22 protein-coding genes and 1 tRNA gene are annotated in these 22,687 nt (G+C 69.1%); 17 read left to right on the forward strand and 6 right to left on the reverse strand.

Translation table 11 applies throughout. The annotated features are described in order from the left end of the window. Window positions 1–7 precede the first annotated feature (7 nt). Together ACZ6O0_RS34965 and ACZ6O0_RS34970 are read right to left on the reverse strand one after the other, a co-directional pair. Complete coding sequence (locus ACZ6O0_RS34965) at window positions 8–466, reverse strand: MarR family winged helix-turn-helix transcriptional regulator (protein WP_465769321.1); 459 nt, start codon at window positions 464–466, stop codon at window positions 8–10. Continuing rightward, complete coding sequence (locus tag ACZ6O0_RS34970) at window positions 463–1,752, reverse strand: nicotinate phosphoribosyltransferase (protein WP_465769733.1); 1,290 nt, start codon at window positions 1,750–1,752, stop codon at window positions 463–465. The genes ACZ6O0_RS34965 and ACZ6O0_RS34970 overlap by 4 nt, the downstream gene beginning before the upstream one ends. Before the next feature lie 94 nt (window positions 1,753–1,846). Here ACZ6O0_RS34970 and clpS point away from each other — a divergent pair, with 94 nt between their 5' ends. The 7 genes from clpS (at window position 1,847) to ACZ6O0_RS35005 (ending at window position 8,522) form a co-directional block, all read left to right on the forward strand. Continuing rightward, window positions 1,847–2,134: an ATP-dependent Clp protease adapter ClpS gene (gene clpS / locus ACZ6O0_RS34975; protein WP_328523368.1), complete on the forward strand. Its 288-nt coding sequence runs from the start codon at window positions 1,847–1,849 to the stop codon at window positions 2,132–2,134. Then, window positions 2,131–2,682, forward strand: a complete 552-nt coding sequence (locus ACZ6O0_RS34980; RefSeq protein WP_465769322.1) for a DUF2017 domain-containing protein — start codon at window positions 2,131–2,133, stop codon at window positions 2,680–2,682. Before clpS ends, ACZ6O0_RS34980 begins: the two co-directional genes overlap by 4 nt. Beyond that, complete coding sequence (gene ileS / locus ACZ6O0_RS34985; RefSeq protein WP_465769323.1) at window positions 2,683–5,763, forward strand: isoleucine--tRNA ligase; 3,081 nt, start codon at window positions 2,683–2,685, stop codon at window positions 5,761–5,763. It begins immediately after the preceding gene. 10 nt (window positions 5,764–5,773) lie between these two features. After that, window positions 5,774–6,751 carry an aldo/keto reductase gene (locus ACZ6O0_RS34990; protein ID WP_465769324.1) on the forward strand — a complete coding sequence of 326 codons (978 nt, stop codon included), beginning with the start codon at window positions 5,774–5,776 and terminating at the stop codon, window positions 6,749–6,751. A 72-nt stretch (window positions 6,752–6,823) separates the two neighbouring features. Beyond that, on the forward strand, window positions 6,824–7,279 hold the full coding sequence (locus tag ACZ6O0_RS34995; protein ID WP_465769325.1) for a M67 family metallopeptidase: 456 nt from the start codon (window positions 6,824–6,826) through the stop codon (window positions 7,277–7,279). A gap of 1 nt (window position 7,280) precedes the next feature. Beyond that, a complete protein-coding gene (locus ACZ6O0_RS35000; RefSeq protein ID WP_465769326.1) occupies window positions 7,281–7,559 on the forward strand; it encodes a MoaD/ThiS family protein in 279 nt (92 codons plus the stop codon). Between the two features lie 15 nt (window positions 7,560–7,574). Further along, complete coding sequence (locus tag ACZ6O0_RS35005) at window positions 7,575–8,522, forward strand: PLP-dependent cysteine synthase family protein (protein ID WP_465769327.1); 948 nt, start codon at window positions 7,575–7,577, stop codon at window positions 8,520–8,522. 98 nt (window positions 8,523–8,620) lie between these two features. Here the strand turns inward: ACZ6O0_RS35005 and ACZ6O0_RS35010 are convergent, their stop codons facing one another. Then, window positions 8,621–8,968, reverse strand: coding sequence for a hypothetical protein (locus tag ACZ6O0_RS35010; RefSeq protein ID WP_465769328.1), 348 nt, complete (start codon window positions 8,966–8,968; stop codon window positions 8,621–8,623). A gap of 167 nt (window positions 8,969–9,135) precedes the next feature. On the opposite strand from ACZ6O0_RS35010, the gene murI reads away from it, so the two are divergent. From murI to ACZ6O0_RS35040, 6 genes are all read left to right on the forward strand, one after another. After that, the gene (gene murI, locus ACZ6O0_RS35015) at window positions 9,136–9,939 is read left to right on the forward strand and encodes a glutamate racemase (RefSeq protein ID WP_465769329.1); all 804 of its coding nucleotides are present in this window, start codon (window positions 9,136–9,138) and stop codon (window positions 9,937–9,939) included. 90 nt (window positions 9,940–10,029) lie between these two features. After that, window positions 10,030–10,776, forward strand: coding sequence for an MBL fold metallo-hydrolase (locus ACZ6O0_RS35020; protein WP_465769330.1), 747 nt, complete (start codon window positions 10,030–10,032; stop codon window positions 10,774–10,776). Next, window positions 10,757–11,596, forward strand: coding sequence for an alpha/beta fold hydrolase (locus ACZ6O0_RS35025; RefSeq protein WP_465769331.1), 840 nt, complete (start codon window positions 10,757–10,759; stop codon window positions 11,594–11,596). Before ACZ6O0_RS35020 ends, ACZ6O0_RS35025 begins: the two co-directional genes overlap by 20 nt. An 84-nt stretch (window positions 11,597–11,680) precedes the next feature. Continuing rightward, complete coding sequence (locus tag ACZ6O0_RS35030) at window positions 11,681–13,198, forward strand: DHA2 family efflux MFS transporter permease subunit (protein WP_465769332.1); 1,518 nt, start codon at window positions 11,681–11,683, stop codon at window positions 13,196–13,198. Further along, the gene (locus tag ACZ6O0_RS35035) at window positions 13,195–13,794 is read left to right on the forward strand and encodes an acyl-CoA-like ligand-binding transcription factor (protein WP_465769333.1); all 600 of its coding nucleotides are present in this window, start codon (window positions 13,195–13,197) and stop codon (window positions 13,792–13,794) included. Before ACZ6O0_RS35030 ends, ACZ6O0_RS35035 begins: the two co-directional genes overlap by 4 nt. 103 nt (window positions 13,795–13,897) lie before the next feature. Beyond that, window positions 13,898–17,437 carry a PQQ-dependent sugar dehydrogenase gene (locus tag ACZ6O0_RS35040; protein ID WP_465769334.1) on the forward strand — a complete coding sequence of 1,180 codons (3,540 nt, stop codon included), beginning with the start codon at window positions 13,898–13,900 and terminating at the stop codon, window positions 17,435–17,437. Window positions 17,438–17,443: 6 nt separating this feature from the next. On the opposite strand, the gene ACZ6O0_RS35045 is transcribed toward ACZ6O0_RS35040, so the two are convergent. Beyond that, the gene (locus ACZ6O0_RS35045) at window positions 17,444–18,292 is read right to left on the reverse strand and encodes an SAM hydroxide adenosyltransferase (RefSeq protein WP_465769335.1); all 849 of its coding nucleotides are present in this window, start codon (window positions 18,290–18,292) and stop codon (window positions 17,444–17,446) included. A gap of 162 nt (window positions 18,293–18,454) precedes the next feature. Beyond that, window positions 18,455–19,627 carry a Gfo/Idh/MocA family protein gene (locus tag ACZ6O0_RS35050; protein ID WP_465769336.1) on the reverse strand — a complete coding sequence of 391 codons (1,173 nt, stop codon included), beginning with the start codon at window positions 19,625–19,627 and terminating at the stop codon, window positions 18,455–18,457. A gap of 113 nt (window positions 19,628–19,740) precedes the next feature. On the opposite strand from ACZ6O0_RS35050, the gene ACZ6O0_RS35055 reads away from it, so the two are divergent. Genes ACZ6O0_RS35055 through ACZ6O0_RS35070 form a run of 4 tightly spaced genes read left to right on the forward strand, consistent with a single transcriptional unit; the run spans window position 19,741 to window position 22,576 of the window. Next, on the forward strand, window positions 19,741–20,655 hold the full coding sequence (locus tag ACZ6O0_RS35055; protein ID WP_465769337.1) for an SGNH/GDSL hydrolase family protein: 915 nt from the start codon (window positions 19,741–19,743) through the stop codon (window positions 20,653–20,655). Between the two features lie 10 nt (window positions 20,656–20,665). After that, a complete protein-coding gene (gene rph, locus ACZ6O0_RS35060) occupies window positions 20,666–21,382 on the forward strand; it encodes a ribonuclease PH (RefSeq protein WP_465769338.1) in 717 nt (238 codons plus the stop codon). Further along, a complete protein-coding gene (gene rdgB, locus ACZ6O0_RS35065; RefSeq protein ID WP_465769339.1) occupies window positions 21,379–21,984 on the forward strand; it encodes an RdgB/HAM1 family non-canonical purine NTP pyrophosphatase in 606 nt (201 codons plus the stop codon). The genes rph and rdgB overlap by 4 nt, the downstream gene beginning before the upstream one ends. Window positions 21,985–21,988: 4 nt before the next feature. After that, window positions 21,989–22,576: a hypothetical protein gene (locus tag ACZ6O0_RS35070; RefSeq protein ID WP_465769340.1), complete on the forward strand. Its 588-nt coding sequence runs from the start codon at window positions 21,989–21,991 to the stop codon at window positions 22,574–22,576. An 18-nt stretch (window positions 22,577–22,594) separates the two neighbouring features. On the opposite strand, the gene ACZ6O0_RS35075 is transcribed toward ACZ6O0_RS35070, so the two are convergent. Next, window positions 22,595–22,675 (reverse strand) — tRNA-Leu (locus ACZ6O0_RS35075). Window positions 22,676–22,687: the final 12 nt, after the last annotated feature.

Raw genomic sequence — 22,687 nt, forward strand, 5'->3', positions numbered from 1 at the left:
GTGCACCTCAGGGCTCGAGGGTGGTGGTGATGGTCCAGAGGAGATTGCGCAGGATGCGGCGGTCTTCGGGGGAGAGGGCGGCGAGCGCGCGGCGGCCGGCGCGGTCGTAGACCTGCTGGACCGTGTGCGCGAGTTCGGTCCCCCTGTCGGTGAGTTCGATGCCCACCTGGCGCGCGTCCGTACTGCTCCTGACCCGGCGGACGAGGCCTGCGGCCTCCATCCGCTGGGTGGTCTTGGTCGCGGTCGGGACCTCGACGTCGAGCACCCTCGCCAGTTGCGCTACCGGCAGCGATCCGAGGTGGAGGAGCTTGGCCAGCACCAGTTCCTGGCCGGTGTGCAGCCCGGTCCCGGCCAGCTCGTCGGTCACCGCCTTGCGAGCTGCCCGGTCCGCGAACCGCAGCGCGACCAGGACATCAGCTTCGCTGGCGGGCGCCTCGGGCGGCCATTCTGTCTGGTCGGTGCTCACGTGTGGCTCCGGGGCAGGAACGGGTTGCGGGCGTCGTAGTCGCCGGTGTACTCGGTCGGGATGGCGGGCTCGCCGCGGCTCAGCTGGCTGGCGTAGCGGGGGAGCTCGTCGCGGACCTTCAGGTGATGCGCCTGCGACTCGGCGGGCGTCGTACGCCCGATGATCTTGCCCGCCTCGACCAGCGGCTTGAGCAGGACCCGGTCGTCGCCGTCGTCGACCGGCTGCTCGCCGACCCCGATCAGCTCGACCTCGGCGACACCGGTGGCCGACCGGCGCCGCAGCGCCCACTTGCGGCCGCCGATGGAGATCTTGTCCGGGCTCTTCTTCGCCACCGGGACCAGGGCGCCGCTCGCGTCCTCCCGGGCGACCAGCTTGTACACGAAGCCGCAGGTCGGGTGCCCGCTCCCGGTCACGAGCGACGTGCCGACGCCGTACCCGTCGACCGGAGCCGGGGCGAGCGCGGCGATCTGGTACTCGTCCAGGTCGCTGGTCACGATGATCCGGGTCTTCGTGGCGCCGAGCGCGTCCAGCTGCTCACGGACCTGCCCGGCCAGCGACGGCAGGTCGCCGGAGTCGAGCCGGACCGCGCCGAGCTCGGGACCGGTGATCTCGATCGCGGTCCGGACCGCCTCGGCCACGTCGTACGTGTCCACCAGCAGGGTCGTCCCCTTGCCGAGGGCATCGACCTGGGAGGTGAACGCCTCCCGCTCGTTGTCGTGCAGCAGGGTGAACGAGTGCGCCGCCGTACCCCCGCTGGGGATCCCGTGCCGCCTGGCCGCCTCCAGGTTGGAGGTGGTCGCGAACCCCGCGATGTACGCCGCCAGCGCCGAGGCGACCGCGGCCTCCTCGTGGGTCCGGCGCGAGCCCATCTCGATACAGGGCCGCCCACCGGCCCACCAGGTCATCCTGGAGGCTGCCGAGGCGACCGCGGAGTCGTGGTTCAGGATGGACAGGAAGACGGTTTCCAGGAGCACGGCCTCGGCGAAACTCGACTCCACCACCAGCACCGGCGAGCCGGGGAAGAAGATCTCCCCGTCGGCGTAGCCGGAGATGTCGCCGGTGAACCGGTAGTCCGCCAGCCAGTCGCGGGTAGCCTGGTCGACGACGCCGTGATCGGCCAGGAAGGCGATTGCCCGCTCGTCGAAACGGAACCGCTCGAGCGCGTCGAGCAGCCGGTTCACGCCGGCGACCACGCCGTACCGGCGGCCGTCGGGCAGCCGGCGGGCGAACAGCTCGAAGACCGAGCGGCGCTGCGCTGTGCCGTCGGCCAGGCTGGCCTGCAGCATGGTGAGCTCGTAGTGGTCGGTCAGGAGCGCGGTCGAGTGCGTCACAGGGGCAGCCTATTGCGAACACGGAACCGATGATGGAGAGAATGGACCGGTGAGCACCGCACCAAGCGAACTCGAGAGCCCCGAGGTCGACGAGGCGATCGAGCTGAGCCCTCCGTGGGTGACGATCGTCTGGAACGACCCGGTCAACCTGATGGACTACGTCACGTTCGTGTTCCAGACCTACTTCGGCTACTCCAAGAAGAAGGCGGAGAAGCTCATGCTGCAGGTGCACCAGGAGGGCAAGTCGGCGGTCTCGAACGGCAACCGCGAGGCGATGGAACGCGACGTCGAGGCAATGCACACCTACGGCCTGTGGGCCACCTGCGAGAAGTCGTGACGCGGTTCCGCAGGCACCGTAAGACCGTCGTCGTCAGTTTCGCCGAGCACGAGGCGGACATCCTGGCGAACCTGCTCCGCAACCTGGTCGAGCTCCTGTACGACGGGATGCCGCCGCGCGCCACCGAGTCGTCGGACCCGCTTGCCGCCCTGCTCGACAACGACGGACCCACGTCGCCGCCGGAGGACGTCGTACTGCAGCGGCTGCTGCCGGACGCGTACAAGTCCGACGACATGGCCTCGGCGGAGTTCCGCCGCTTCACCGAGCGCGGCCTGCGGGAGGGCAAGGTCAGCGACGCCAAGCGCGTGCTGTCCGCTCTGGAGGAGTCCGGTGCTGACGAGATCGCCCTCGAGCCGGACGAGCAACTGTCCTGGCTCCGCGCCCTGAACGACCTCCGCCTGGCGATCGGCACCCGCCTGGACATCAAAGAAGAAGACGACTACGCCACCTGGGAGAAGCTCCCGGACGACGACCCCCGCCGCCTGACGTACGACCTGTACGACTGGCTGGGATACCTCCAATCAGCTCTGCTGCATAACATGCGCTGAGTGAGCTATCCGAAGACTGGTGCGCGACTGACTGCTAGCCCTGACTTCCCGGGTATTGAGCGGGAGGTGCTGGGGTACTGGGACGTCGATGGGACGTTCCGGGCGTCGGTGGAGGCGCGGGCGGCGGGGGAGGACGGGGCCAACGAGTTCGTCTTCTACGACGGACCGCCGTTCGCGAACGGGTTGCCGCACTACGGGCACCTGCTGACCGGGTACGTGAAGGACGTCGTCCCGCGGTACCAGACCATGCGCGGGCGGCGGGTCGAGCGGCGGTTCGGATGGGACACGCACGGGCTGCCGGCCGAGCTGGAGGCCCAGCGGGTGCTCGGGCTGAAGACCAAGGCCGAGATCCTCGCGCTGGGGATCGAGAAGTTCAACGCGGCCTGCCGGGCCTCGGTGCTCAAGTACACCGACGAGTGGCGCAGTTACGTCACCCGGCAGGCGCGGTGGGTCGACTTCGACCATGACTACAAAACGCTCAACCGCGACTACATGGAGTCGGTGATCTGGGCGTTCAAGACGCTCTACGACAAGGGCCTGGTGTACGAGGGCCTCCGGGTGCTCCCGTACTGCTGGAACGACGAGACCCCGCTGTCCAACCACGAACTGCGGATGGACGACGACGTCTACCAGCCGCGGCAGGACCCGTCGGTGACCGTGGCGGTCGAGCTGGAGACCGGTGAACGACTGCTGGCCTGGACGACCACGCCCTGGACCCTGCCGAGCAACCTCGCGATGGCGGTCGGCCCGGAGGTCGACTATGTGATTGTCGACGATCCTGCCGGTCCGACGATCCTCGCCGAGGCGCGGTTGCAGGCGTACGGCTACACCGACATCCTGCGCCGGCTCAAAGGCTCCGAGCTGATCGGCCGCTGCTACACCCCGCTGTTCCCGTTCTTCGCCGACGCCGAGGTGTGGGGGACCGGTGCGGCGTTCCAGGTGATCGCCGCCGAGCACGTGACGACCGACGAGGGTACGGGCGTGGTTCACATGGCTCCGGCGTACGGCGAGGAGGACCAGATCGCCTGTGATGCCGTCGGGATCCCCACGCTGCTGACCGTCGACGACGGAGCGCGGTTCACCTCGGTCGTTCCGCCGTACCAGGGTCTGCATGTGTTCGAGGCGAACCGGCCGATCATCCGGGACCTGCGAGCCGCCGGGACCCTGGTGCGCGAGGACAGCATCGTGCACAGCTATCCGCACTGCTGGCGGTGCCGCAATCCGCTGATCTACAAGGCGGTGTCGAGCTGGTTCGTCGAGGTGACCCGGATCCGGGACCGGATGGTCGAGCTGAACGAGCAGATCACCTGGGTGCCCGAGCACGTCAAGCACGGCCAGTTCGGCAAGTGGCTGTCGAACGCGCGGGACTGGTCGATCAGCCGGAACCGGTTCTGGGGCAGCCCGCTCCCGGTCTGGCGGTCGGACGACCCGGCGTACCCGCGGATCGATGTCTACGGGTCGATCGAGGAGCTCGAGCGCGACTTCGGCGTACCGGTCCCGGACCTGCACCGCCCGTACGTCGACGAGTTGACCCGGCCGAATCCCGACGACCCGACCGGGCGGTCGACGATGCGGCGGGTGCCCGATGTCCTGGACGTGTGGTTCGACTCGGGGTCGATGAGTTTCGCGCAGGTGCACTACCCGTTCGAGAACACCGACTGGTTCGAGCACCACTTCCCCGGCGACTTCATCGTCGAGTACATCGGCCAGACGCGCGGCTGGTTCTACACGTTGCACGTGCTGTCGACGGCGCTGTTCGACCGGCCGGCGTTCTCGTCCTGCCTGAGTCACGGGATCGTGCTCGGCAACGACGGGCAGAAGATGAGCAAGTCGCTGCGGAACTACGCGGACGTGTCCGAGGTGTTCGACCGCGACGGCGCGGACGCGATGCGCTGGTTCCTGATGTCGAGCCCGATCCTGCGCGGCGGGAACCTGGTCGTCACCGAGGACGCCATCCGCGACGGTGTCCGGCAGGTGCTGATCCCGCTCTGGAACGCGTGGTACTTCTTCGCCTTGTACGCGAACGCCGGCGGTGCGTCGGGCTCTTGGTCGACGGAGTCGCAGCACCAGCTGGATCGGTACCTGCTCGCGCGACTGCGGATCTTCGTCGGCGACGTGCAGGAGAAACTCGATCGGTACGACGTCGCGTCGGCCTGTGACGCCGTGTCCGGCTATGTCGAGGTGCTGACGAACTGGTACATCCGCCGCTCCCGGGAGCGGTTCTGGGCCGGCGACCCCGCGGCGATCGACACGCTCTACACCGCGCTGGAGGTGGTCTGCCGGACCGCGGCCCCGCTGCTCCCGCTGGTCACGGAGCAGGTCTGGCGCGGGCTGACCGGTGAGCGCTCGGTCCATGTGTCCGATTGGCCGATTGTTGACAATCTGCCCGACGACCCGGAGCTGGTCGCGCGGATGGAACGGGCCCGGGAGGTGTGCTCGGTCGCGTCATCGATCCGGAAGGCGGCCGGCATCCGCGCCCGCCAGCCGCTGCGGGTGCTGACCGTGGCCGCCGCGGCGGCGGCCGACCTGGAGCCGCTGGTGTCGATCATCGCGGCCGAGGTCAACGTCCGGGAGGTCGTGCTGACCTCGGCGGACGCGGTGGACGCGCCGGTGTCCCAGCGGCTGACCGTGAACGCCCGTACGGCGGGGCCCCGGCTGGGGCGGGACGTCCAGGCGGTGATCAAGGCGTCCAAGAGCGGCGACTGGTCGGTGTCACCATCGGGCGTTGTTGTTGCCGGGGGCATCGAGTTGCTCTCGCCGGAGTACACGCTCGAAACCACCCTTGTAGAAGGCGGTTCCGCGAGTGGGCTGCTGTCCGGCGGCGGCTTCGTCGTACTGGACACGACGATCACGCCCGAGCTGGAGGCGGAGGGGACCGCGCGCGACGTGATCCGCTCGGTGCAGCAGGCGCGGCGGGACGCCGGCCTGGACGTGACCGATCGGGTCCGGCTGTCGCTGACCGCGGAGCCCGCTGTCGTCGCCGCGGTCGAGGCGCATCGCGAGCTGATCATGGCGGAGACGCTCGCGGTCGAGCTCGATGTTGCGGAGGGTCCTGAACTGCGGATCAACGTCACTGCCTAGGGTGGGCCGCATGGAGACGCGGAAGCTTGGTCGGACCGGTCGGGACGTGGGTGTGGTCGGGCTCGGTGCCTGGCAGTTGGGCGCCGACTGGGGGTCGGTGGACGAGAGTGACGCGCTGGCGGTGCTCCGCACGGCCGTCGAGGGCGGTGTCACGTTCATCGACACCGCCGACGTGTACGGCGACGGCCGCAGCGAGCGGCTGGTCGGACAGGTCCTGAAGGAGTACGACGGCCTCACCGTCGCGACCAAGATGGGCCGCCGGGTCGAGCAGGTCCCGGAGAACTACTCGCCGGAGAACTTCCGCGCCTGGAACGACCGGTCCCGCGCCAACCTCGGCGTCGACACGATCGATCTCGTCCAGCTGCACTGCCCGCCGACGCCGGTCTACTCGACCGACGCGGTCTTCGACGCGCTCGACGCGATGGTGGCCGAGGGCCGGATCGCGTCGTACGGCGTGAGTGTGGAGACCTGCGCCGAGGCGCTCACCGCGATCGCCCGGCCGAACGTGGCGTCCGTGCAGATCATCCTGAACGCGTTCCGCCTGAAGCCCCTCGACGAGGTGCTCCCGGCTGCCCGGGCGGCCGGCGTGGGCATCATCGCCCGCGTCCCGCTGGCCAGCGGTCTGCTCTCCGGCAAGTACGACGAGAACACCGTCTTCTCCGCGGACGACCACCGCACCTACAACCGCCACGGCGAGGCCTTCGACGTCGGCGAGACCTTCTCCGGCGTCGACTTCGGCACCGGCCTGGAGGCCGTCCGCCGCCTGATGCCCTGGCTCCCCGCCGGCACCACGATGGCCCAGTTCGCCCTCCGCTGGATCATCGACCAGCCCGGTGTGACCGTCGTCATCCCCGGCGCCCGCAACCCCGCCCAGGTCGCCGGCAACATCTCCGCCGCCACCCTGCCCCCGCTCACCCCCGACCAACTGGCCGCCGTCCAGGAGACCTACGACGCCCTGATCCGCCCCCAGATCCACGACCGCTGGTAGCGCTCTGTCCGCATACTGGACCGACTCCCGGGTTGGCGGGGTCGGTCCGGCGGTCGCCGTACCGTGGTTGTCGTGTTGATCATCGAGAGCGCGACGTATGACGCGATCGTGGAGCATGCCCGCAAGGATCATCCGGACGAGGCGTGCGGCGTGGTCGCGGGGCCGGCCGGGTCGGATCGGGCGGTGCGGTTCGTGCCGATGCTCAACGCGGCGATGTCGCCGACGTTCTACGAGTTCGACTCCGGCGACCTGCTCCGCCTCTACAAGGAGATGGACGAGCGGGACGAGGAACCGGTGGTGATCTACCACTCGCACACCGCCACCGAGGCGTACCCGTCACGCACGGACATCAACCTCGCCCAGGAGCCGGGCGCCCACTACGTGCTGGTGTCGACCCGCGACGGTGCGGACTCCCCGGCGTACGACGGGCCTGTCGAGTTCCGCTCGTACCGGATCATCGACGGCGAGGTCGTGGAAGAAGACGTACGCGTAGTTGGTTCTTATGAGGAAAGAGAAGGAGAGCACTGATATGGCGATCGAGCTGCGCGTGCCGACGATCCTGCGCACGTACACCGGCGGCGAGAAGGCGGTGAACGGCGACGGCGCGACCCTGGCCGAGTTCATCGACGACGTGAACGGCAACCACCCGGGCCTCAAGGAGCGCATCGTGGAGGGCGAGCCGGAGGAACTGCGCCGGTTCGTGAACGTGTACGTGAACGACGAGGACGTCCGGTTCACCGGCGGCCTGAAGACCGAGGTCAAGGACGGCGACGTGGTCGTCGTGCTGCCCGCGGTCGCCGGCGGCTGAGGCGGACGCCGAATCATGCGTTTCGACAGCCTGCTCGACTCCGTCGGCGGCACCCCGCTGGTGGGCCTGCCGAAGCTGTCGCCCTCAGCCGACGTCCGGCTCTGGGCGAAGCTTGAGGACCACAACCCGACCGGCTCGATCAAGGACCGGGCCGCGCTGCGGATGCTGCTCGACGCCGAGAAGGACGGCCGGCTGCGGCCGGGGAACACGATCCTCGAGCCGACCTCGGGCAACACCGGGATCTCGCTGGCGATGGCGGCCAAGCTGCGCGGCTACCGGATGGTCTGCGTGATGCCGGAGAACACCTCCGAGGAGCGGCGCCAGATCCTGCGGATGTGGGGAGTCGAGATCATCTCCTCCCCGGCCGCCGGCGGCTCGAACGAGGCCGTCCGGGTGGCCAAGCAGGTCGCGGCGGAGCACCCCGACTGGGTGATGCTCTACCAGTACGGCAACCCGTCGAACGCGGCCGCGCACTACGACGGCACCGCCCGCGAGATCCTCGCCGACCTCCCGTCGGTCACGCACTTCGTGGCCGGCCTCGGCACCACCGGCACGCTGATGGGCGCCGGCCGGTTCTTCCGTGAGCACAAGCCCGAGGTGCGCATCGTCGCCGCGGAACCGCGGTACGGCGAGCTCGTCTACGGACTGCGCAACCTCGACGAGGGCTTCGTCCCGGAGCTGTACGACGAGACGCTGATCGACGCGCGGTTCTCGGTCGGTCCGCGCGACGCCGTCCGGCGGGTCCGCGAACTCCTCGACAACGAAGGCATCTTCGCCGGCATCTCGACCGGCGCGATCCTGCACGCCGCGCTCGGCCAGGCGGCCAAGTGTGTCCGCGAGGGCGAGACCGCGGACATCGCGTTCGTGGTCGCCGACGGCGGCTGGAAGTACCTGTCCACCGGAGCGTACGAGGGCACGATCGACGAGGCCGAGGATCGCCTCGAGGGCCAGCTCTGGGCCTGAGCAGTTGGTTGGTCCGGGCACCGGCGGGCGGGGGGCCGGGGCTCGGGACGGTGCCGATTGTTGCTGTCGGCACCTGAAGAGGTTTACGTCATGTCCGCCTACGGTTGCTTGAAGAGGACCTTGCGTCCCAGTCGGGGATGGACGCCGCGGCCCTTGCAGCTGTTGCACGGGCGCTGGGCGTAACTGAACAGGCTGCCGTGGTGCCGGCCGGCGCCTTTGCAACGGTTGCATTTGGCGTTCGGGTGCAGGGACAGCGAGACGACGTACAAGGCGAACGCCGCCATGGCCAGCACCAGCAGCATCCCGGTCGGCCCGAGGGTCGCCGCGATGTCTCCGAAGGTGCTGTGGGTGTCCGCAGCCTGATTCGCCGCTGTCGCGTCGTTGGGCTGCGGATGCGGTGCGGCGGTGGTGCTGAGCACCACCGCGATGTGGTGCGCCAGACTCATGGCATCACGAGGGGCGGTCGAGCAAACATCGCTCCAGAGTGGCGCGCATCACGCGAAAAGGCAATTCCATAACGTAAAGATGTGGACAACTCCGGCGTGTCGTTTCGCCGGGTTAGGTAAGGCTGACTTCGGGCCTGCCCGCGACCGGACCTGTATAAGCTTCAGCTGTGGCTGACGCACCGGTGGGGATCTTCGATTCGGGCTTCGGCGGACTCACGGTCGCCCGGGCGGTGCTCGACCAGTTGCCGCACGAGCCGATCCTGTACTTGGGCGACACCGCCCGCCAGCCGTACGGGCCGAAGCCGATCGCCGAGGTCCGCGAGTACGCGCTGGAGTGCCTGGACCACCTGGTCGAGGCCGGCGTGAAGATGCTCGTCATCGCCTGCAACTCGGCCAGCGCCGCGATGCTCCGCGATGCCCGCGAGCGGTACGACGTGCCCGTGGTCGAGGTGATCCTCCCGGCCGCCCGCCGCGCCGTCGCCGCGACCCGGAACCAGCGCGTCGGCGTGATCTGCACCCGCGCGACCGCGCAGTCGCTGGCGTACGAGGACGGGTTCGCCGCCGCGCCGCAGGTCGAGCTGTTCACCCGGGCCTGCCCGGAGTTCGTCGACTTCGTCGAGCGGGGCGTGACGTCCGGTCCGGAGCTGCTCGAGGCCGCGCACGAGTACCTCGACCCGCTGGTCGACGCCGGCGTGGACACGCTCATCCTCGGCTGCACGCACTACCCGCTGCTGACCGGCGTGATCTCGTACGTGATGGGTGACAACGTCACCCTGGTCAGCAGCGCGGAAGAGTGCGCCAAGGACGTGTACGGCGTACTCACCAAGACCGGGCTGCTGCGTCCGGACGACCTGTCCGAGCCGCGGCACCGGTTCGTCACGACGGGGAGCCCGGACGAGTTCGCCGCCATCGGCTCGCGCTTCCTCGGACCGGTGCTGTCGTCGGTCGACCAGTTCGCCTGGATCCGTTAGCCATCAGGGATGTGATCCAGCTCGCACCGAAGGTTGTCGACGGCACCGGCCTTCCTGCGAGCGGGGCAACCCGCCGGTAGTGTTCACGCTATGAAGCTCACCGTGATCGGTTGCTCCGGGTCCGTCCCCGGGCCGGACTCGGCCGCCTCGAGCTATCTGGTCACCGCCGAGGGTTTCCACCTGATCCTCGACCTCGGCAGTGGCGCGCTCGGCGCGCTCCAGCGGCATCTCGCCGTCCCGGAGATCGGCGCGATCGGCCTGTCCCACTTGCATCCTGACCACTGCATGGATCTGTGCGGGCTGTACGTCGCGGCCAAGTACGCGCCGGGTGCGCCGATCCCGCGGATCCCGGTCTTCGGCCCGCCGGGAACGGCCGGCCGGATGGCGCTGGCCTACGACCTGCCGACAAATCCCGGGATGGAGGAGGAGCTGGAGTTCCATGCCTGGCAGGAAGTTCAGACCATCGGCCCCTTCACCGTCCGGACCGCGCCGATGGTGCACCCGGTCCCGGCGTACGCGATCCGGGTTGAGCACGGCAACAAGTCCCTCGTCTACACCGGCGACACCGGTCCGAACGAGGCACTGATCGAGCTCGCTCGCGGCGCCGACGTCCTGCTGTCCGAGGCGGCCTTGCCGGACAACGATCCGCACAACCCGACCGACCTTCACCTGACTCCCGCCGATGCCGGTGAACAGGCCAAGAAGGCCGGCGTCAAACGCCTCGTCATCACCCACGTCCCACCGTGGTACGACCGCGCGACCCAGGCCGAGAACGCCCGCCGGACCTATCCCGGTCCGGTCGAGATCGCCACCCCGCATGCCGTTTTCGACATCTGACGGCGTGCGGTTGTGGACCGCAACCACCGGTACGCCGACCGCCGCCCCGCCCGTGGTCGTCCTGCACGGCGGACCTGGTCTCTGGGACGACTACGCCGTACTCGCGGAGATGCTGGACGACCTGACCGTCGTGCACCGCTTCGACCAGCGTGGTTGCGGTCGCTCGGGTCCGTCGGACGAACAAACGATGGCTCGACTCGCGCAGGACATCGACGAACTCCGCGAGTACTGGGGCCATGAGCGCGTCATCGTCGTCGGTCACTCCGCCGGTGCCACGCTCGCGGTGATCTACGCGGCGACCTATCCGGATCACACGGCCGGAGTGGTCTACCTCGGCGGCGTCGGGATCGGCGACTGGCGTACGCCGTACTACGCGGAGCTCGAGCGCCGGATGACGCCGGCGCAGCGGGATCGGCTGGACGCGCTCACCGGGAACACGCGGACTCCGGACGAGGAGATCGAGTTCCGGGTGCTCAGCTGGTTCACCAGTCATGCGGATCAGTCGATGGCGCTCACGTGGGCGCATGAGGAAGCGTCCGTCGACCTGCCGATCAACTTCGCGGCGAACCGCGCGCTGAACGACGAGACCAAGTCCTGGCCGGCCAGCTACCTCGCCGGCCTCGCCGCGACCCTCCCGATGCCCGTCACCTTCATCCACGGCGACGGCGATCCCCGCCCGGTCTCGTTCGTCCAGATGTTGGCTGCGCACACGCCGCATCACACCTTCCATCTGATCCCGGGCGCCGGCCATTCACCCTGGCGTGAGAGACCGGAGGAGCTACGCACCGTGCTTCGGCACGCGGTCTCCGGCAGGTGCTGACCGGTCCGGGCTTGAGGGACTGGACAGATTCGGATTCTGAGATCTACTCTCAAATTAGAGCTGATCTCAGAAAGGTGTTCCGTCATGACCGCAGTCACGCTCGACCCGCGCCGGTGGTGGGCGCTGGGGGCGATGTCGCTCAGCCTGATCGTGATCGGGCTGGATCTGACCGTGCTGAACGTCGCGCTGCCGACGCTGGCGACCGAGCTGGATGCGTCGACGAGTCAGCTGCAGTGGTTCGCGAACGCGTACACGCTCGTGCTTGCCTCACTGCTGCTTCCCGCCGGGCTGCTCGGCGACCGGTACGGGCCGAAGCGGTTGATGCTGGGTGCGCTCGTGGTGTTCGGGCTTGCCTCCGCGGCCTGCGCGTTCGCCGACTCGCCGGGCGAACTGATCGCGGCGCGGGCAGCGCTCGGCATCGGCTCGGCGTTCCTGATTCCGCTGTCGATGTCGTTGCTCAACCTCCTGTTCGCGCCGGAGGAGCGCCAGCGTGCGATGACGATCTGGCTGATGGCGAACTCGATCGGCATCCCGCTCGGCCCGGTGCTCGGCGGGTGGCTGCTCGACCACTACCGCTGGGGCTCGATCTTCCTGATCAACCTGCCGCTGGTCGCGATCGGCCTGCTCGCGGTGGCGCTTCTCATTCCGCTGACTCCAGGCCACCGTTCGCGGCGGATCGACGTCCTGGGGATCCTGCTGACCGGTGCTGGGCTCGTGTCGCTGACCTACGGGTTCATCGAGGCAGGCGAGCGCGGCTGGGGCTCGGTGTGGGCGATCGGTGGGATCGCGGCCGGCGTGGTTCTGCTGGCGGCGTTCGTCGGGTGGGCACGGCGTACGTCGGACCCCTTGGTCGACCTGGGGCTGTTCCGATCGGCGGGCTTCACGTGGGGGACCGTGCTCGCGACGATGGCGTCGTTCGCGTTGGTGGGCTTGCTGTTCGTGCTGCCGCAGCTGTTCCAGGCCGTGCAGGGCGCGGACGCGTTGCAAACCGGGCTGCGGTTGCTGCCGATCATCGGCGGACTGCTGATCGGAGCGAAGGCCGCCGAGCGACTGGTCACCGTGGCGGGAGCGCGGGTCTCGGTGGTCGTCGGCTTCCTGCTGATGCTGCTCGGGCTGGCGATCGGAGCCTTCACCGGAGTCGGCAACGGCTATGGGTTCACGGCGGTCTGGGTCAGCCTGGTCGGGGTCAGCATCGGGTTCACGCTGCCGCCGATGAACGGGCTGGCGCTCGCGGCCCTGCCGATCGAACAGAGCGGATCCGGGTCCGCTCTGATCCAGGCGTGCCGGCAGGTCGGCGGCACGCTCGGTGTCGCGATTCTCGGGACGGTGCTGAACGCGGCGTACCGGAACCACCTGGACGTCGGCGGTCTGCCGCCGGCCGTGGCCGACGCGGCCCGCGAGAGCGCGTCGGCCGCGGTCGCGATCGGCTCGCCGGCTCTCACCCGATCTGCCCGCGAAGCCTTCGTGCACGGCATGGACATCACGCTGTGGGTATGCAGCGGGCTCGCCCTCGTCGGGATCGTGCTCGCGCTGGCCTTCCTGCCACGCCGTACCGGGGTTGCCGCCCCTGAGCCGGCGGAAGTTGCCACAATCGGCTCATGAAGACGGACAAGCCGCCCGGGCTGCGCGAGCGCAAGAAGGCGAAGACCCGGGCGGCCATCCAGGAGCACGCGCTGCGGCTGTTCCGGGACCAGGGGTACGCCGAGACGACCGTGCAGGAGATCGCGGCCGCGGCCGAGGTGTCGCCGGCGACCTTCTTCCGGTACTTCGCGACCAAGGAGGACACCATCGTCCTCGACCGGCTCGACCCGCTGATGATCGAGCTGTTCCGCTCCCAGCCGCCCGAGCTCGGCCCGACCGAGGCCCTCCGGGCGGCGATCCGGCAGAGCATGACGACGCTCACCGAGGACGAGTGGGAACTGGAGTCCGAACGCCAGCGACTCGTCATGAACGCCCCCGAGCTCCGCGTCCGCATGCTCGACCAGCTGTACGCCGGCATCGACCTGCTCGCCACCCTCGCCGCCGAACGCACCGGCCGGACCCCCACCGACTTCGCCGTCCGAGCCTGGGCCGGCGCCGTCATCGGCGTCGTCATGGCGACCTACCAGGAAGCCGCCGACCTTCCCATGCAGGACTACCTCGCCACCATCGACAACGCCTTCACCCTCCTGCAACAAGGCATCCCTCTGACGACCTAGGAAGGTGGCCCCTTGCCGCCGTCACGTGATCGGCTCACACTCACAACTGAGGTTGGGGCACGTGGGGGCGTGTGGTTCTTGGGGTGTGTGGGGGTGGGGGGCAATGGTACGTCGTCGTGCCGGAAAGGCACTCGGAGGACTGCTTGCGCTGGCGCTGGCCGTCGGCAGCCTGCTGGTGATGCCGGGTCCCGCGGTCGCCGCGACGCCGGCGCATGTTCAGAGCCGGGCCAAGGAAATCACCTCGGGCACGCTCAACAGCCTGGCGTTCTCGTCCGCGAACTCGGCCGGGAACCTGATCGTCGTCTACCTGATCTGGAACACGAACGCGTCGGTCACACTCACCGACACCAAGGCGAACACCTACGCCGCGGTGGCACCGGTCACGCGGTGGAACAACAACACCTGGAGCTCCCAGGTCTTCTACGCCAAGAACATCGGCGCCGGCGCGAACACGGTGCGGGCCACGTTCTCGAGCTCGATCACCGCGTGGGCGGACCTGTACATCCACGAGTACTCGGGCCTGGACAAGTCCGCTCCGCTGGACGTGTCGGCCGCCGCGGTCGGCACGGCCGCTGCCATGAGCAGCGGTACGGCGACCACCACCAACCCGTCGGACCTGATCTTCGGCGCGGGTGCGTCCACCGGCACCGTGACCGCGGCCGGTGCCGGGTTCACCAGCCGGCGCGCCAACTTCGGCAACCGGACCGAGGACAAGGTCGTCGGTACGGCGGGACCGTACAGCGCAACCGCCACCCAGAGCGGCGCCGGCTGGGTGATGCACATGGTGGCGTTCAAGGGCGACTCCACACCCGCTGACACCACGCCACCGACAGTCGCCGTCACGGCGCCCGTCAACAACGCCACGGTCAGCGACATCGTCACCGTGTCCGCGGATGCCGCCGACAACGACCGCGTCGCCGGTGTGCAGTTCTTCGTCGACGGTACGGCGACCGGGCCGGAGGACACGGCCGCGCCGTACGCGCTGACCTGGGACAGCCGCACGACCGGCAACGGCGCGCACACGCTCGCCGCGCGGGCGCGTGACGCGACCGGGAACACGACGACGTCGGCGATCGTCAACGTCAACGTCTCCAACACGAACTACTTCCAGAACGAGATCCTCGCGACCGGGTTCGACCTGCCGACGACGTTCGAGTTCCTGCCCGACGGCCGCATGCTGGTCGCGGAACTGCAGGGCCGGATCAAGCTGCTGCCGCCGCCCTACCTCACGGCGAGCCCGGGGCTGTTCCTGCAGATCACGAACATCGGCCAGGCCGGTGTCCAGCAGGGCATCTACGACCTCGTCCTCGATCCCGCGTTCGCGACGAACCACTACTACTACGTCTTCTACACACTCGGTACGCCGAACCACGACCGGGTCTCCCGGTTCACCGCGAACGCGGCCCTGGACGGCACGGTGCCCGGCAGCGAGTTCGTGCTGTACGAGGACCCGCAGGACGCGAACGCCGAGCACCACGGCGGCGCGCTGAACTTCGGCAACGACGGCAAGCTCCTGTTCACCACCGGCGAGCACTTCGTCCCGTCCGCCGCGCCGTTGCTGACCAGCCCGAGGGGCAAGGTCCACCGGGTCAACACCGACGGGACCGCGCCGGCGGACAACCCGTTCTACGACGGTGCCGGGCCGAACGTCGACACGATCTGGGCCCGCGGCCTGCGCAACCCGTACCGGGCTTACTACGACCCGCCGACCGGGCGTCTGTTCATCGGCGATGTCGGCGGCAACGATCCGGCCACCTCGAAGGAGGAGATCGATCTCGGCGTGCGCGGTGCGGACTACGGCTGGCCGGCCACCGAGGGTCCCTGCGCGGCGCCGTGCACCAGCCCGCTGCTGTGGTACCCGCACGGCGGTCGTGACGCCGCGGTCACCAGCGGCTTCGTCTACCACGGCACCGCCTTCCCGGCGGCGTACCGCGGGGCGTACTTCTACGCCGACTACACCCAGAACTGGATCCGCGGTCTCACCCTCGACGCCGGCGGAGCCGTCACCGGCACGTTCAACTTCGAGCCCGCCGACGGCACGGTGGACGGACCGTACGGCGACATCGTCTACCTGGCCGAGGGACCGGACGGCTCCTTGTACTACGTGGATCTGGGCTACTCCGACGAGAGCGGCACGTTCGGCGTGAGCAAGATCCGCCGGATCAAGTACGTGGAGAACAACCAGGCACCCGTGGTCAACGCCTCGGCCACCCCGACCTCCGGCCCGACCCCGCTGGACGTGTCGTTCTCGAGCGCCGGGTCGTCCGACCCCGAGGGGCAGCCGCTCACGTACTCGTGGTCGTTCGGGGACGGTACGACGTCCACCGAGCCGAACCCGACGCACACCTATCCGACCGCCGGCGCCTACCAGGCCCGGCTGACCGTGTCCGACGGCGTCAACACTTCCCTCTCGACGCCCATCGCGATCAGCGCCGGCAGTGTCCCGACGGCCACCATCCTCGCGCCGACCGACGGCGTCCACTTCCGGGCCGGGGACGTGATCACCTACAGCGGTGCGGGCAACGATCCCGACGACGGCGCGCTGCCCGCGAGTGCCTTCACCTGGAACATCGACTTCCTGCACGACGGCCACGTGCATCCCGGTACGCCGATCACCGGGGTGACGGGTGGCACGTTCACCATCCCGGTGACGGGACACGACTTCACCGGCAACACCCGGTACCGCATCACGTTGACGGTCCGCGACTCGACCGGCCTGACCTCGACGCAGTCGGTGACGATCTGGCCGGACAAGGTGAACCTGAGCTTCGACACCGTACCGACCGGCCGGACGCTGTACCTCGACGGCATCGCGCGGACCACACCGTTCGTCGCCGACACACTCATCGGCTACAACCACGTCGTCGAGGCCCGGAACCAGATCGCGGGCAACACGTCGTACACGTTCTCGTCGTGGTCCGACGGGGGCGGTCAGCAACACACCATCACGGTGTCCGACACCCCGCAGAGCTACGTGGCGACGTACACCGCGACGCAACTGCCGACGGGGCTGGTAGGTGCGTGGGGCTTCAACGAGGTGTCCGGTGCGTCGGCCGTCGACGCGTCCGGCAGTGGGAACAACGGGACGATGTCCGGTGCGGGCGTGACCAGGACCGCGGCCGGCAAGTACGGCGGAGCCCTGTCCTTCAACGGCTCGGCAGGCAATGTGACCGTGCCGAACTCTGCCACGCTCAACTTCAGCTCCAGCTACACCCTCGAGGCCTGGGTCAACCCGACCGCGCTGAGCAACTACGAGACCGTCCTGATCAAGGAGGTGACCGGCGGCTGCGGGTACTGGCTGCAGACGACCGGCAACCGGATCGCCAGCGGATTCAGCAACGGTGGATGCCGTGAGTTCGTCAGCACGACACCGACCGTGCCGCTCAACCAGTGGTCGCATCTCGCCGCCGTCTTCAACGACACCGCGAATACGTACACGCTCTACCTCAACGGCACGGCGATCCTGACCGCGGCGCAGACCGTCTCGCCGGTGCCCAACACCCAGGCCCTGGTGTTCGGCCAGTCCGCCTGCAGCAGCTGCGGCGGCGAGCGCTGGCGCGGGCTGATCGACGACATCCGGATCTACAACCGCGCCCTGACCGCCACCGAGATTCAGGTCGACAGGGACACCGGCATCAGCTAGCGCCGGTCAAGCGGCGTACTCCACCGCGGTACGCCGCAGCAGGCTGTCGCCGGCCCGGAGCCCGAACCTGTCGGCAGCCGAACCACCGCGCACAACCAGCTCGACGAAACCTGTGCCGGAGCTGCCGACGATGAGACCCGCGGCACCACTCGGTACGGCGGTCAGGTGGGGATAACAGGTGACATCGACGTCCTCCGTGGTGCCGTCGGAGTTGCGGCGGGCAACCGTCAGCGAGTCGCCGAGGAGGAAGCCGACGTCCTCCGGCCGGCGGTCGAGTTTGCAGTTGCCGAAGTTGTCGACCACGCTCACCGTCGGCTCGTCGTCGAGAACCTCGGGTACGTCGGTCGCCGTCGACGGGACCGCGTGCCCGTCGGCGACCCATTTGGCCAGCAACGGCAGGTACCACAGGCTGCGGAACTGGGTGTCGACGATCTTGTCGATCTCCGCCGTACTGAAGTCGGCCCACGCGCCAGCGGCCTCGACGACCTCGCGGATGTCGGTGACGTGCACACGGTCGACAGCGAGCTCACGCCGTACCAGGGAGAGCGCGCGGGCGTTGAAGGTGCCGGCGACCAGGTGCCGGCCGTAGGTGAAGAAGCAGAACGGTACGCCGTTCGGCCAGACGCCGTCGCGGGGTGCGATGTTGAGCAGCGTGATGGTCGGGTGGCCGGCCTCGCCCAGACTGGTCGTGGATTGTAGACAGTCCAGCAGGGTGAGTGCGGCGAACGACTCCGGATCCGGCCCGTCGGCCGCGACGATGGTCGGCGACTGCCCGAACAGGGCGCCGATCCGGGTGCTGAGTCTGGCCCGGGCGTTACCGTCCGAACAGTCGGTGACATAGGTGATCGGGTACATGCGAGCTCCTGGTGGTTGCAGCTGAGGACAAAAAGAGAGAGGCCCCCGACATCGGGGGCCTCTCGCTGCAAGCACATGCGCCTACGCCGCTAGAGTCCTCCGCATCGAGGGCTCAGCATTCGCATAGCGGCGTACCAGGTCACGACGAAGAGGGTAGCACTTTCATCGCGACTGGCCGTTGTCGAAATAGGTGACCAGCTCCGGATCGAGGGCCGGGATGTCCATCGGGGTGCCGTTCGAGCGGAGCGACATGGTCGCGGCGTACCCGGCGGCGACCGCGGCGCGGGCCGCGACCGGGGAGGTGAGGGTCGCCCCGCCGTCGCGGACGAACCGGATGAACTCGGCCACCAGGTGCGGGTCGGCGCCGCCGTGGTGGTCGGTCTCGCCGGAGATCTCGACGACCTGGTCGGCGTCCTCGCGGTACCCGGACCGGCGGCTGTTCCAGACCTTCACCACGCCGCCGGCGGTGTCACCGAAGTTCTCCAGGCGGCCGTGCGTACCGATGACCGTGTAGTTGCGCCAGTAGTCCGGCGTGTAGTGGCACTGCTCGTAGGTGAGGAAGACCCCGTTGTCCAGCAGGAGATTCGCCATCGACAGGTCCTCGACGTCCATCACCGGCGACAGGCCCTTCTGCTCCAGCGGCGGCCAGTTGCTGTCGCTGACGAAGTCGCCGAACCGCTGGTCCGACCGGTCGAGCCGGTCCTCGATCCCGCCGTACAGGGTGAGGGCGCCCATGGCGTTCACGCGGGTCGTGTAGCCGCCGGCCAGCCAGTGCATCACGTCGATGTCGTGGGCACCCTTCTGCAGCAGCAGTCCGGTGGTACGGCTGCGGTCGGCGTGCCAGTCCTTGAAGTAGAAGTCGCCGCCGTGGCCGACGAAGTGCCGGCACCAGATCGCCTTCACGTCACCGATCGCGCCGTCCTGGATCAGCTGCCGCATCGTCAGGACCACGGGCATGTGCCGCATGTTGTGGCCGACGTACAGCCGGGCGCCGGAGTCGTACGCCGCCCGCAGGACCCGGTCACAGCCCTCGGTGGTGATCGCCAGCGGCTTCTCCACGAACACCGAGACACCGGCCTCGAGGAAGTCGATCGCCGGCCCCTCGTGCAGGTCGTCCGGCGTGGTCAGGAAGACTCCGTCGAGCTTCTGGTCGAGCAGCTCGGTGTGGTCGGCGTACGCCGTTGCCTCCGGGTACCGCTCGAGGGCCAGGTCCCGCTGGCCGGGGGCCGGGTCGGCCACCGCGACGACAGCGGATCCCTCGCCGGGCTTGTGGGCGTACTGCGCGATCCGGCTTCGGGAGCCGAGTCCCACCAGACCAAACCGAAGATCACTCATCAGCTAGCAACTCCTGCACATAGTTGTTTGCAACACCCTAACTCCGAGCATTTCCGTCACTCAATGGTGATCTTGCCCAGTGGCCTGGTCCCCAATGCTCGGTTGGTGTTGACATGGCGGCAACCTCGGTCTCACCGGGACCTCGCTCCGTGCCGTCACCATGGCGGAATGTGAGCCTCCACTACGTGGCACTAGGGGACTCGACCACCGTAGGGGTCGGGGACCCGATGAACGGCAGCAGCACGACCGACCTCTCCGGTGCCGGCGCGCGCCCGGGCGAAGGGTGGCGGGGCTGGGCCTCGCTGCTCGCCGACTCCCTGGCCAGCTCCCACCGTGTGACGTTCTCCAACTACGCGACCAGTGGCGCGACCGTCTCCGCCGTGGCGGCCGACCAACTGCCGGACGCGGTGTCCACCGGCCCGATCGACATCGCCTCCCTCATCGTCGGGGTCAACGACACCCTGCGATCCACCTTCGACGCGGGCCGGATCCGGGACAGCCTGCACCAGTGCGCCGAGCAACTGACCGCCCGCGGCGCGCTTCTGCTCACCGTCCGCTTCCACGACCACGGCCAGGTGTTCGGCCTGCCGGTGTGGCTGCGCCGGCCGCTGTGGCAACGGATCGAGCAGGTCAACCTCGCGTACGACGACCTGCACACCAGGTACGGCGGGATCCGGCTGGACATGGCCGACTACCCCGAGGTGTACCGCCGGGACTTCTGGAGCATCGACCGGCTGCACCCGGGTGAACGCGGTCACCGCACGCTGGCCCGGGCGTTCGCCGACGAACTCGCCCGGCGCGGGCTGCAGATCGACGTACGGCCGGAGCTCGACTGCGCGTACCGTCCGCCGAGCAAATGGGCGGATGCGGTCTGGCTGGTGCGGGAAGGCGTCCCCTGGCTCGGCCGGCGCGCCAGCGACCTGGTCCCGTGGGCGGCCCGCATGGCCGTCACCCAGTTCCGTCCGTCGCCCGGCCCGCTGGCGCTTCCGCCGTCCACCAGTTCGGAGGTCCAGCGCCTGGAGGCATAGGGTCTGGTCCATGGCACGTATCGATGGACGTACTCCGGATCAGCTGCGCCCCGTCACCCTGACCCGGAAGTGGCTCGACCACGCCGAAGGGTCGGTGCTGGTGGAGTTCGGGCGGACCCGGGTGCTGTGCGCGGCCAGCGTGACCGAGGGCGTACCGCGGTGGCGGAAGGGCTCCGGCCTCGGCTGGGTCAGCGCCGAGTACGCGATGCTGCCGCGGGCAACCAACACCCGCTCGGACCGCGAGTCGGTGAAGGGCAGGATCGGCGGACGCACGCACGAGATCTCCCGGCTGATCGGTCGCTCGCTGCGGGCCGTCATCGACTACAAGGCCCTTGGTGAGAACACGATCCTGCTCGACTGCGACGTACTGCAGGCCGACGGCGGCACGCGGACCGCGGCGATCACCGGCGCGTACGTCGCGCTCGCGGACGCGGTGTCGTTCCTGCGCGACCGCAAGCTGCTGAAGAGCGAGCCGCTGACCGGTTCGGTGTCCGCGGTGTCGGTCGGCATCATCGACGGCGCGCCGATGCTCGACCTCTGCTACGAGGAGGACGTGCGGGCCGAGACGGACATGAACCTGGTCATCACCGGCGACGGCAAGTTCATCGAGGTGCAGGGCACGGCCGAGGGTGCGCCGTTCGACCGCGCCGAGCTGGACAGCCTGCTGGAGCTCGGTGCGGCGGGGTGCGCGGAGCTGGCGAAGTTCCAGCAGGAGGCGCTGTCGTGACCAAGGTCCTGCTCGCCTCGAACAACAAGAAGAAGCTCGAGGAACTGCGCCGGATCCTGACCCCGATCGTGCCGGGGATCGAGGTGCTCGGGCTGGGCGACGTCGCGCCGTACGACGAACCGGCCGAGACCGAGCCGACGTTCGAGGGCAACGCGCTGCTGAAGGCGCACGCGGCGCTGGCGGCGACCGGGCTGCCGTCGATCGCGGACGACAGTGGGATCTGCGTCGACGCGTTGAACGGGATGCCCGGCGTACTGTCGGCGCGCTGGTCCGGGCCGTTGAAGGACAACCACGCGAACAACGTGCTGCTGCTCGGGCAGCTCGAGGACATACCGGACGAGCGGCGCGGCGCGTCGTTCATCGCCGCGGTCGCGTTCGTCCGGCCCGACGGACCGGACGAGCTGGTCCTCGGCGAGATGCGCGGCTCGGTCATCCGTGAGCTGCGCGGGACGGGCGGGTTCGGGTACGACGTCCTGTTCCAGGCCGACGGGTACGACCGGACCACGGCGGAGCTGTCGGTCGAGGAGAAGGACGCGATCAGCCACCGGGGCAAGGCGTTGCGTGCGCTCGCCCCGATCGTCGCGAAGGCGCTGGGAGGGTAAGGCCATGTTGTTCGCCGGATCGGATCGCGACGGGGTCGCGAACGGAAAGATCACCGTGGCGTACCGGCGGTGGGCCGAGGCACGGGTGGTCGAGGGCCGGATCTACCGCACCAACGCGGGCCGGATCGAGATCGACAGCGTCCGCCAGGTCAACCCGGAGCTGATCGCCGACACCGACGCCGAGGTCGCCGCCGCGGACCGCCGCAACGCCAAGGACGTCCGCCGCCGGCTCCGCGGCGACGAGACCCAGCCGACCTTCCTGATCCGCTTCCATCTCGTCGAAGGCCCCGACCCGCGCGAGCAACTCGCCGCCCAGTCGAGCCTCACCCCCGACGACCTCGCGGACCTCACCACCCGCCTGGCCCGCTTCGACGACCTCAGCCACCACGGCCCCTGGACCACGGACACCCTCCGCCTGATCCAGTCCCAGCCGGCCACCCGCGCCGCCGACCTGGCCGCCTCGGTCGGCCGCGAAACCGCCCCCTTCAAACTGGACGTCCGCAAACTCAAGAACCTAGGCCTGACCCACAGCCTCGAAGTCGGCTACGAACTAAGCCCCCGAGGCAAGGCCTACCTGAACACCCTCGACTGACGGTTCGGGCGGGTTGGGTGCCAGAGGCGGGATTTGAACCCGCACGCCCGGGGGCACCGGCACCTAAAGCCGGCGTGTCTGCCGTTCCACCACTCTGGCTGGGGGAGCTGC

The organism is Kribbella sp. NPDC048837 (assembly GCF_055586945.1).

Bases quoted from the DNA above. Each gene is read 5' to 3' on its own strand.
- ACZ6O0_RS34970 (WP_465769733.1), bottom strand. From the start codon at position 1,752: ATGCTGCAGGCCAGCCTGGCCGACGGCACAGCGCAGCGCCGCTCGGTC.
- ACZ6O0_RS34990 (WP_465769324.1), top strand. From the start codon at position 5,774: ATGGAGACGCGGAAGCTTGGTCGGACCGGTCGGGACGTGGGTGTGGTC.
- ACZ6O0_RS35000 (WP_465769326.1), top strand. From the start codon at position 7,281: ATGGCGATCGAGCTGCGCGTGCCGACGATCCTGCGCACGTACACCGGC.
- ACZ6O0_RS35005 (WP_465769327.1), top strand. From the start codon at position 7,575: ATGCGTTTCGACAGCCTGCTCGACTCCGTCGGCGGCACCCCGCTGGTG.
- ACZ6O0_RS35010 (WP_465769328.1), bottom strand. From the start codon at position 8,968: ATGAGTCTGGCGCACCACATCGCGGTGGTGCTCAGCACCACCGCCGCA.
- ACZ6O0_RS35020 (WP_465769330.1), top strand. From the start codon at position 10,030: ATGAAGCTCACCGTGATCGGTTGCTCCGGGTCCGTCCCCGGGCCGGAC.
- ACZ6O0_RS35025 (WP_465769331.1), top strand. From the start codon at position 10,757: ATGCCGTTTTCGACATCTGACGGCGTGCGGTTGTGGACCGCAACCACC.
- ACZ6O0_RS35030 (WP_465769332.1), top strand. From the start codon at position 11,681: ATGACCGCAGTCACGCTCGACCCGCGCCGGTGGTGGGCGCTGGGGGCG.
- ACZ6O0_RS35035 (WP_465769333.1), top strand. From the start codon at position 13,195: ATGAAGACGGACAAGCCGCCCGGGCTGCGCGAGCGCAAGAAGGCGAAG.
- ACZ6O0_RS35040 (WP_465769334.1), top strand. From the start codon at position 13,898: ATGGTACGTCGTCGTGCCGGAAAGGCACTCGGAGGACTGCTTGCGCTG.
- ACZ6O0_RS35045 (WP_465769335.1), bottom strand. From the start codon at position 18,292: ATGTACCCGATCACCTATGTCACCGACTGTTCGGACGGTAACGCCCGG.
- ACZ6O0_RS35050 (WP_465769336.1), bottom strand. From the start codon at position 19,627: ATGAGTGATCTTCGGTTTGGTCTGGTGGGACTCGGCTCCCGAAGCCGG.
- ACZ6O0_RS35055 (WP_465769337.1), top strand. From the start codon at position 19,741: ATGGCGGCAACCTCGGTCTCACCGGGACCTCGCTCCGTGCCGTCACCA.
- rph (WP_465769338.1), top strand. From the start codon at position 20,666: ATGGCACGTATCGATGGACGTACTCCGGATCAGCTGCGCCCCGTCACC.
- ACZ6O0_RS35070 (WP_465769340.1), top strand. From the start codon at position 21,989: ATGTTGTTCGCCGGATCGGATCGCGACGGGGTCGCGAACGGAAAGATC.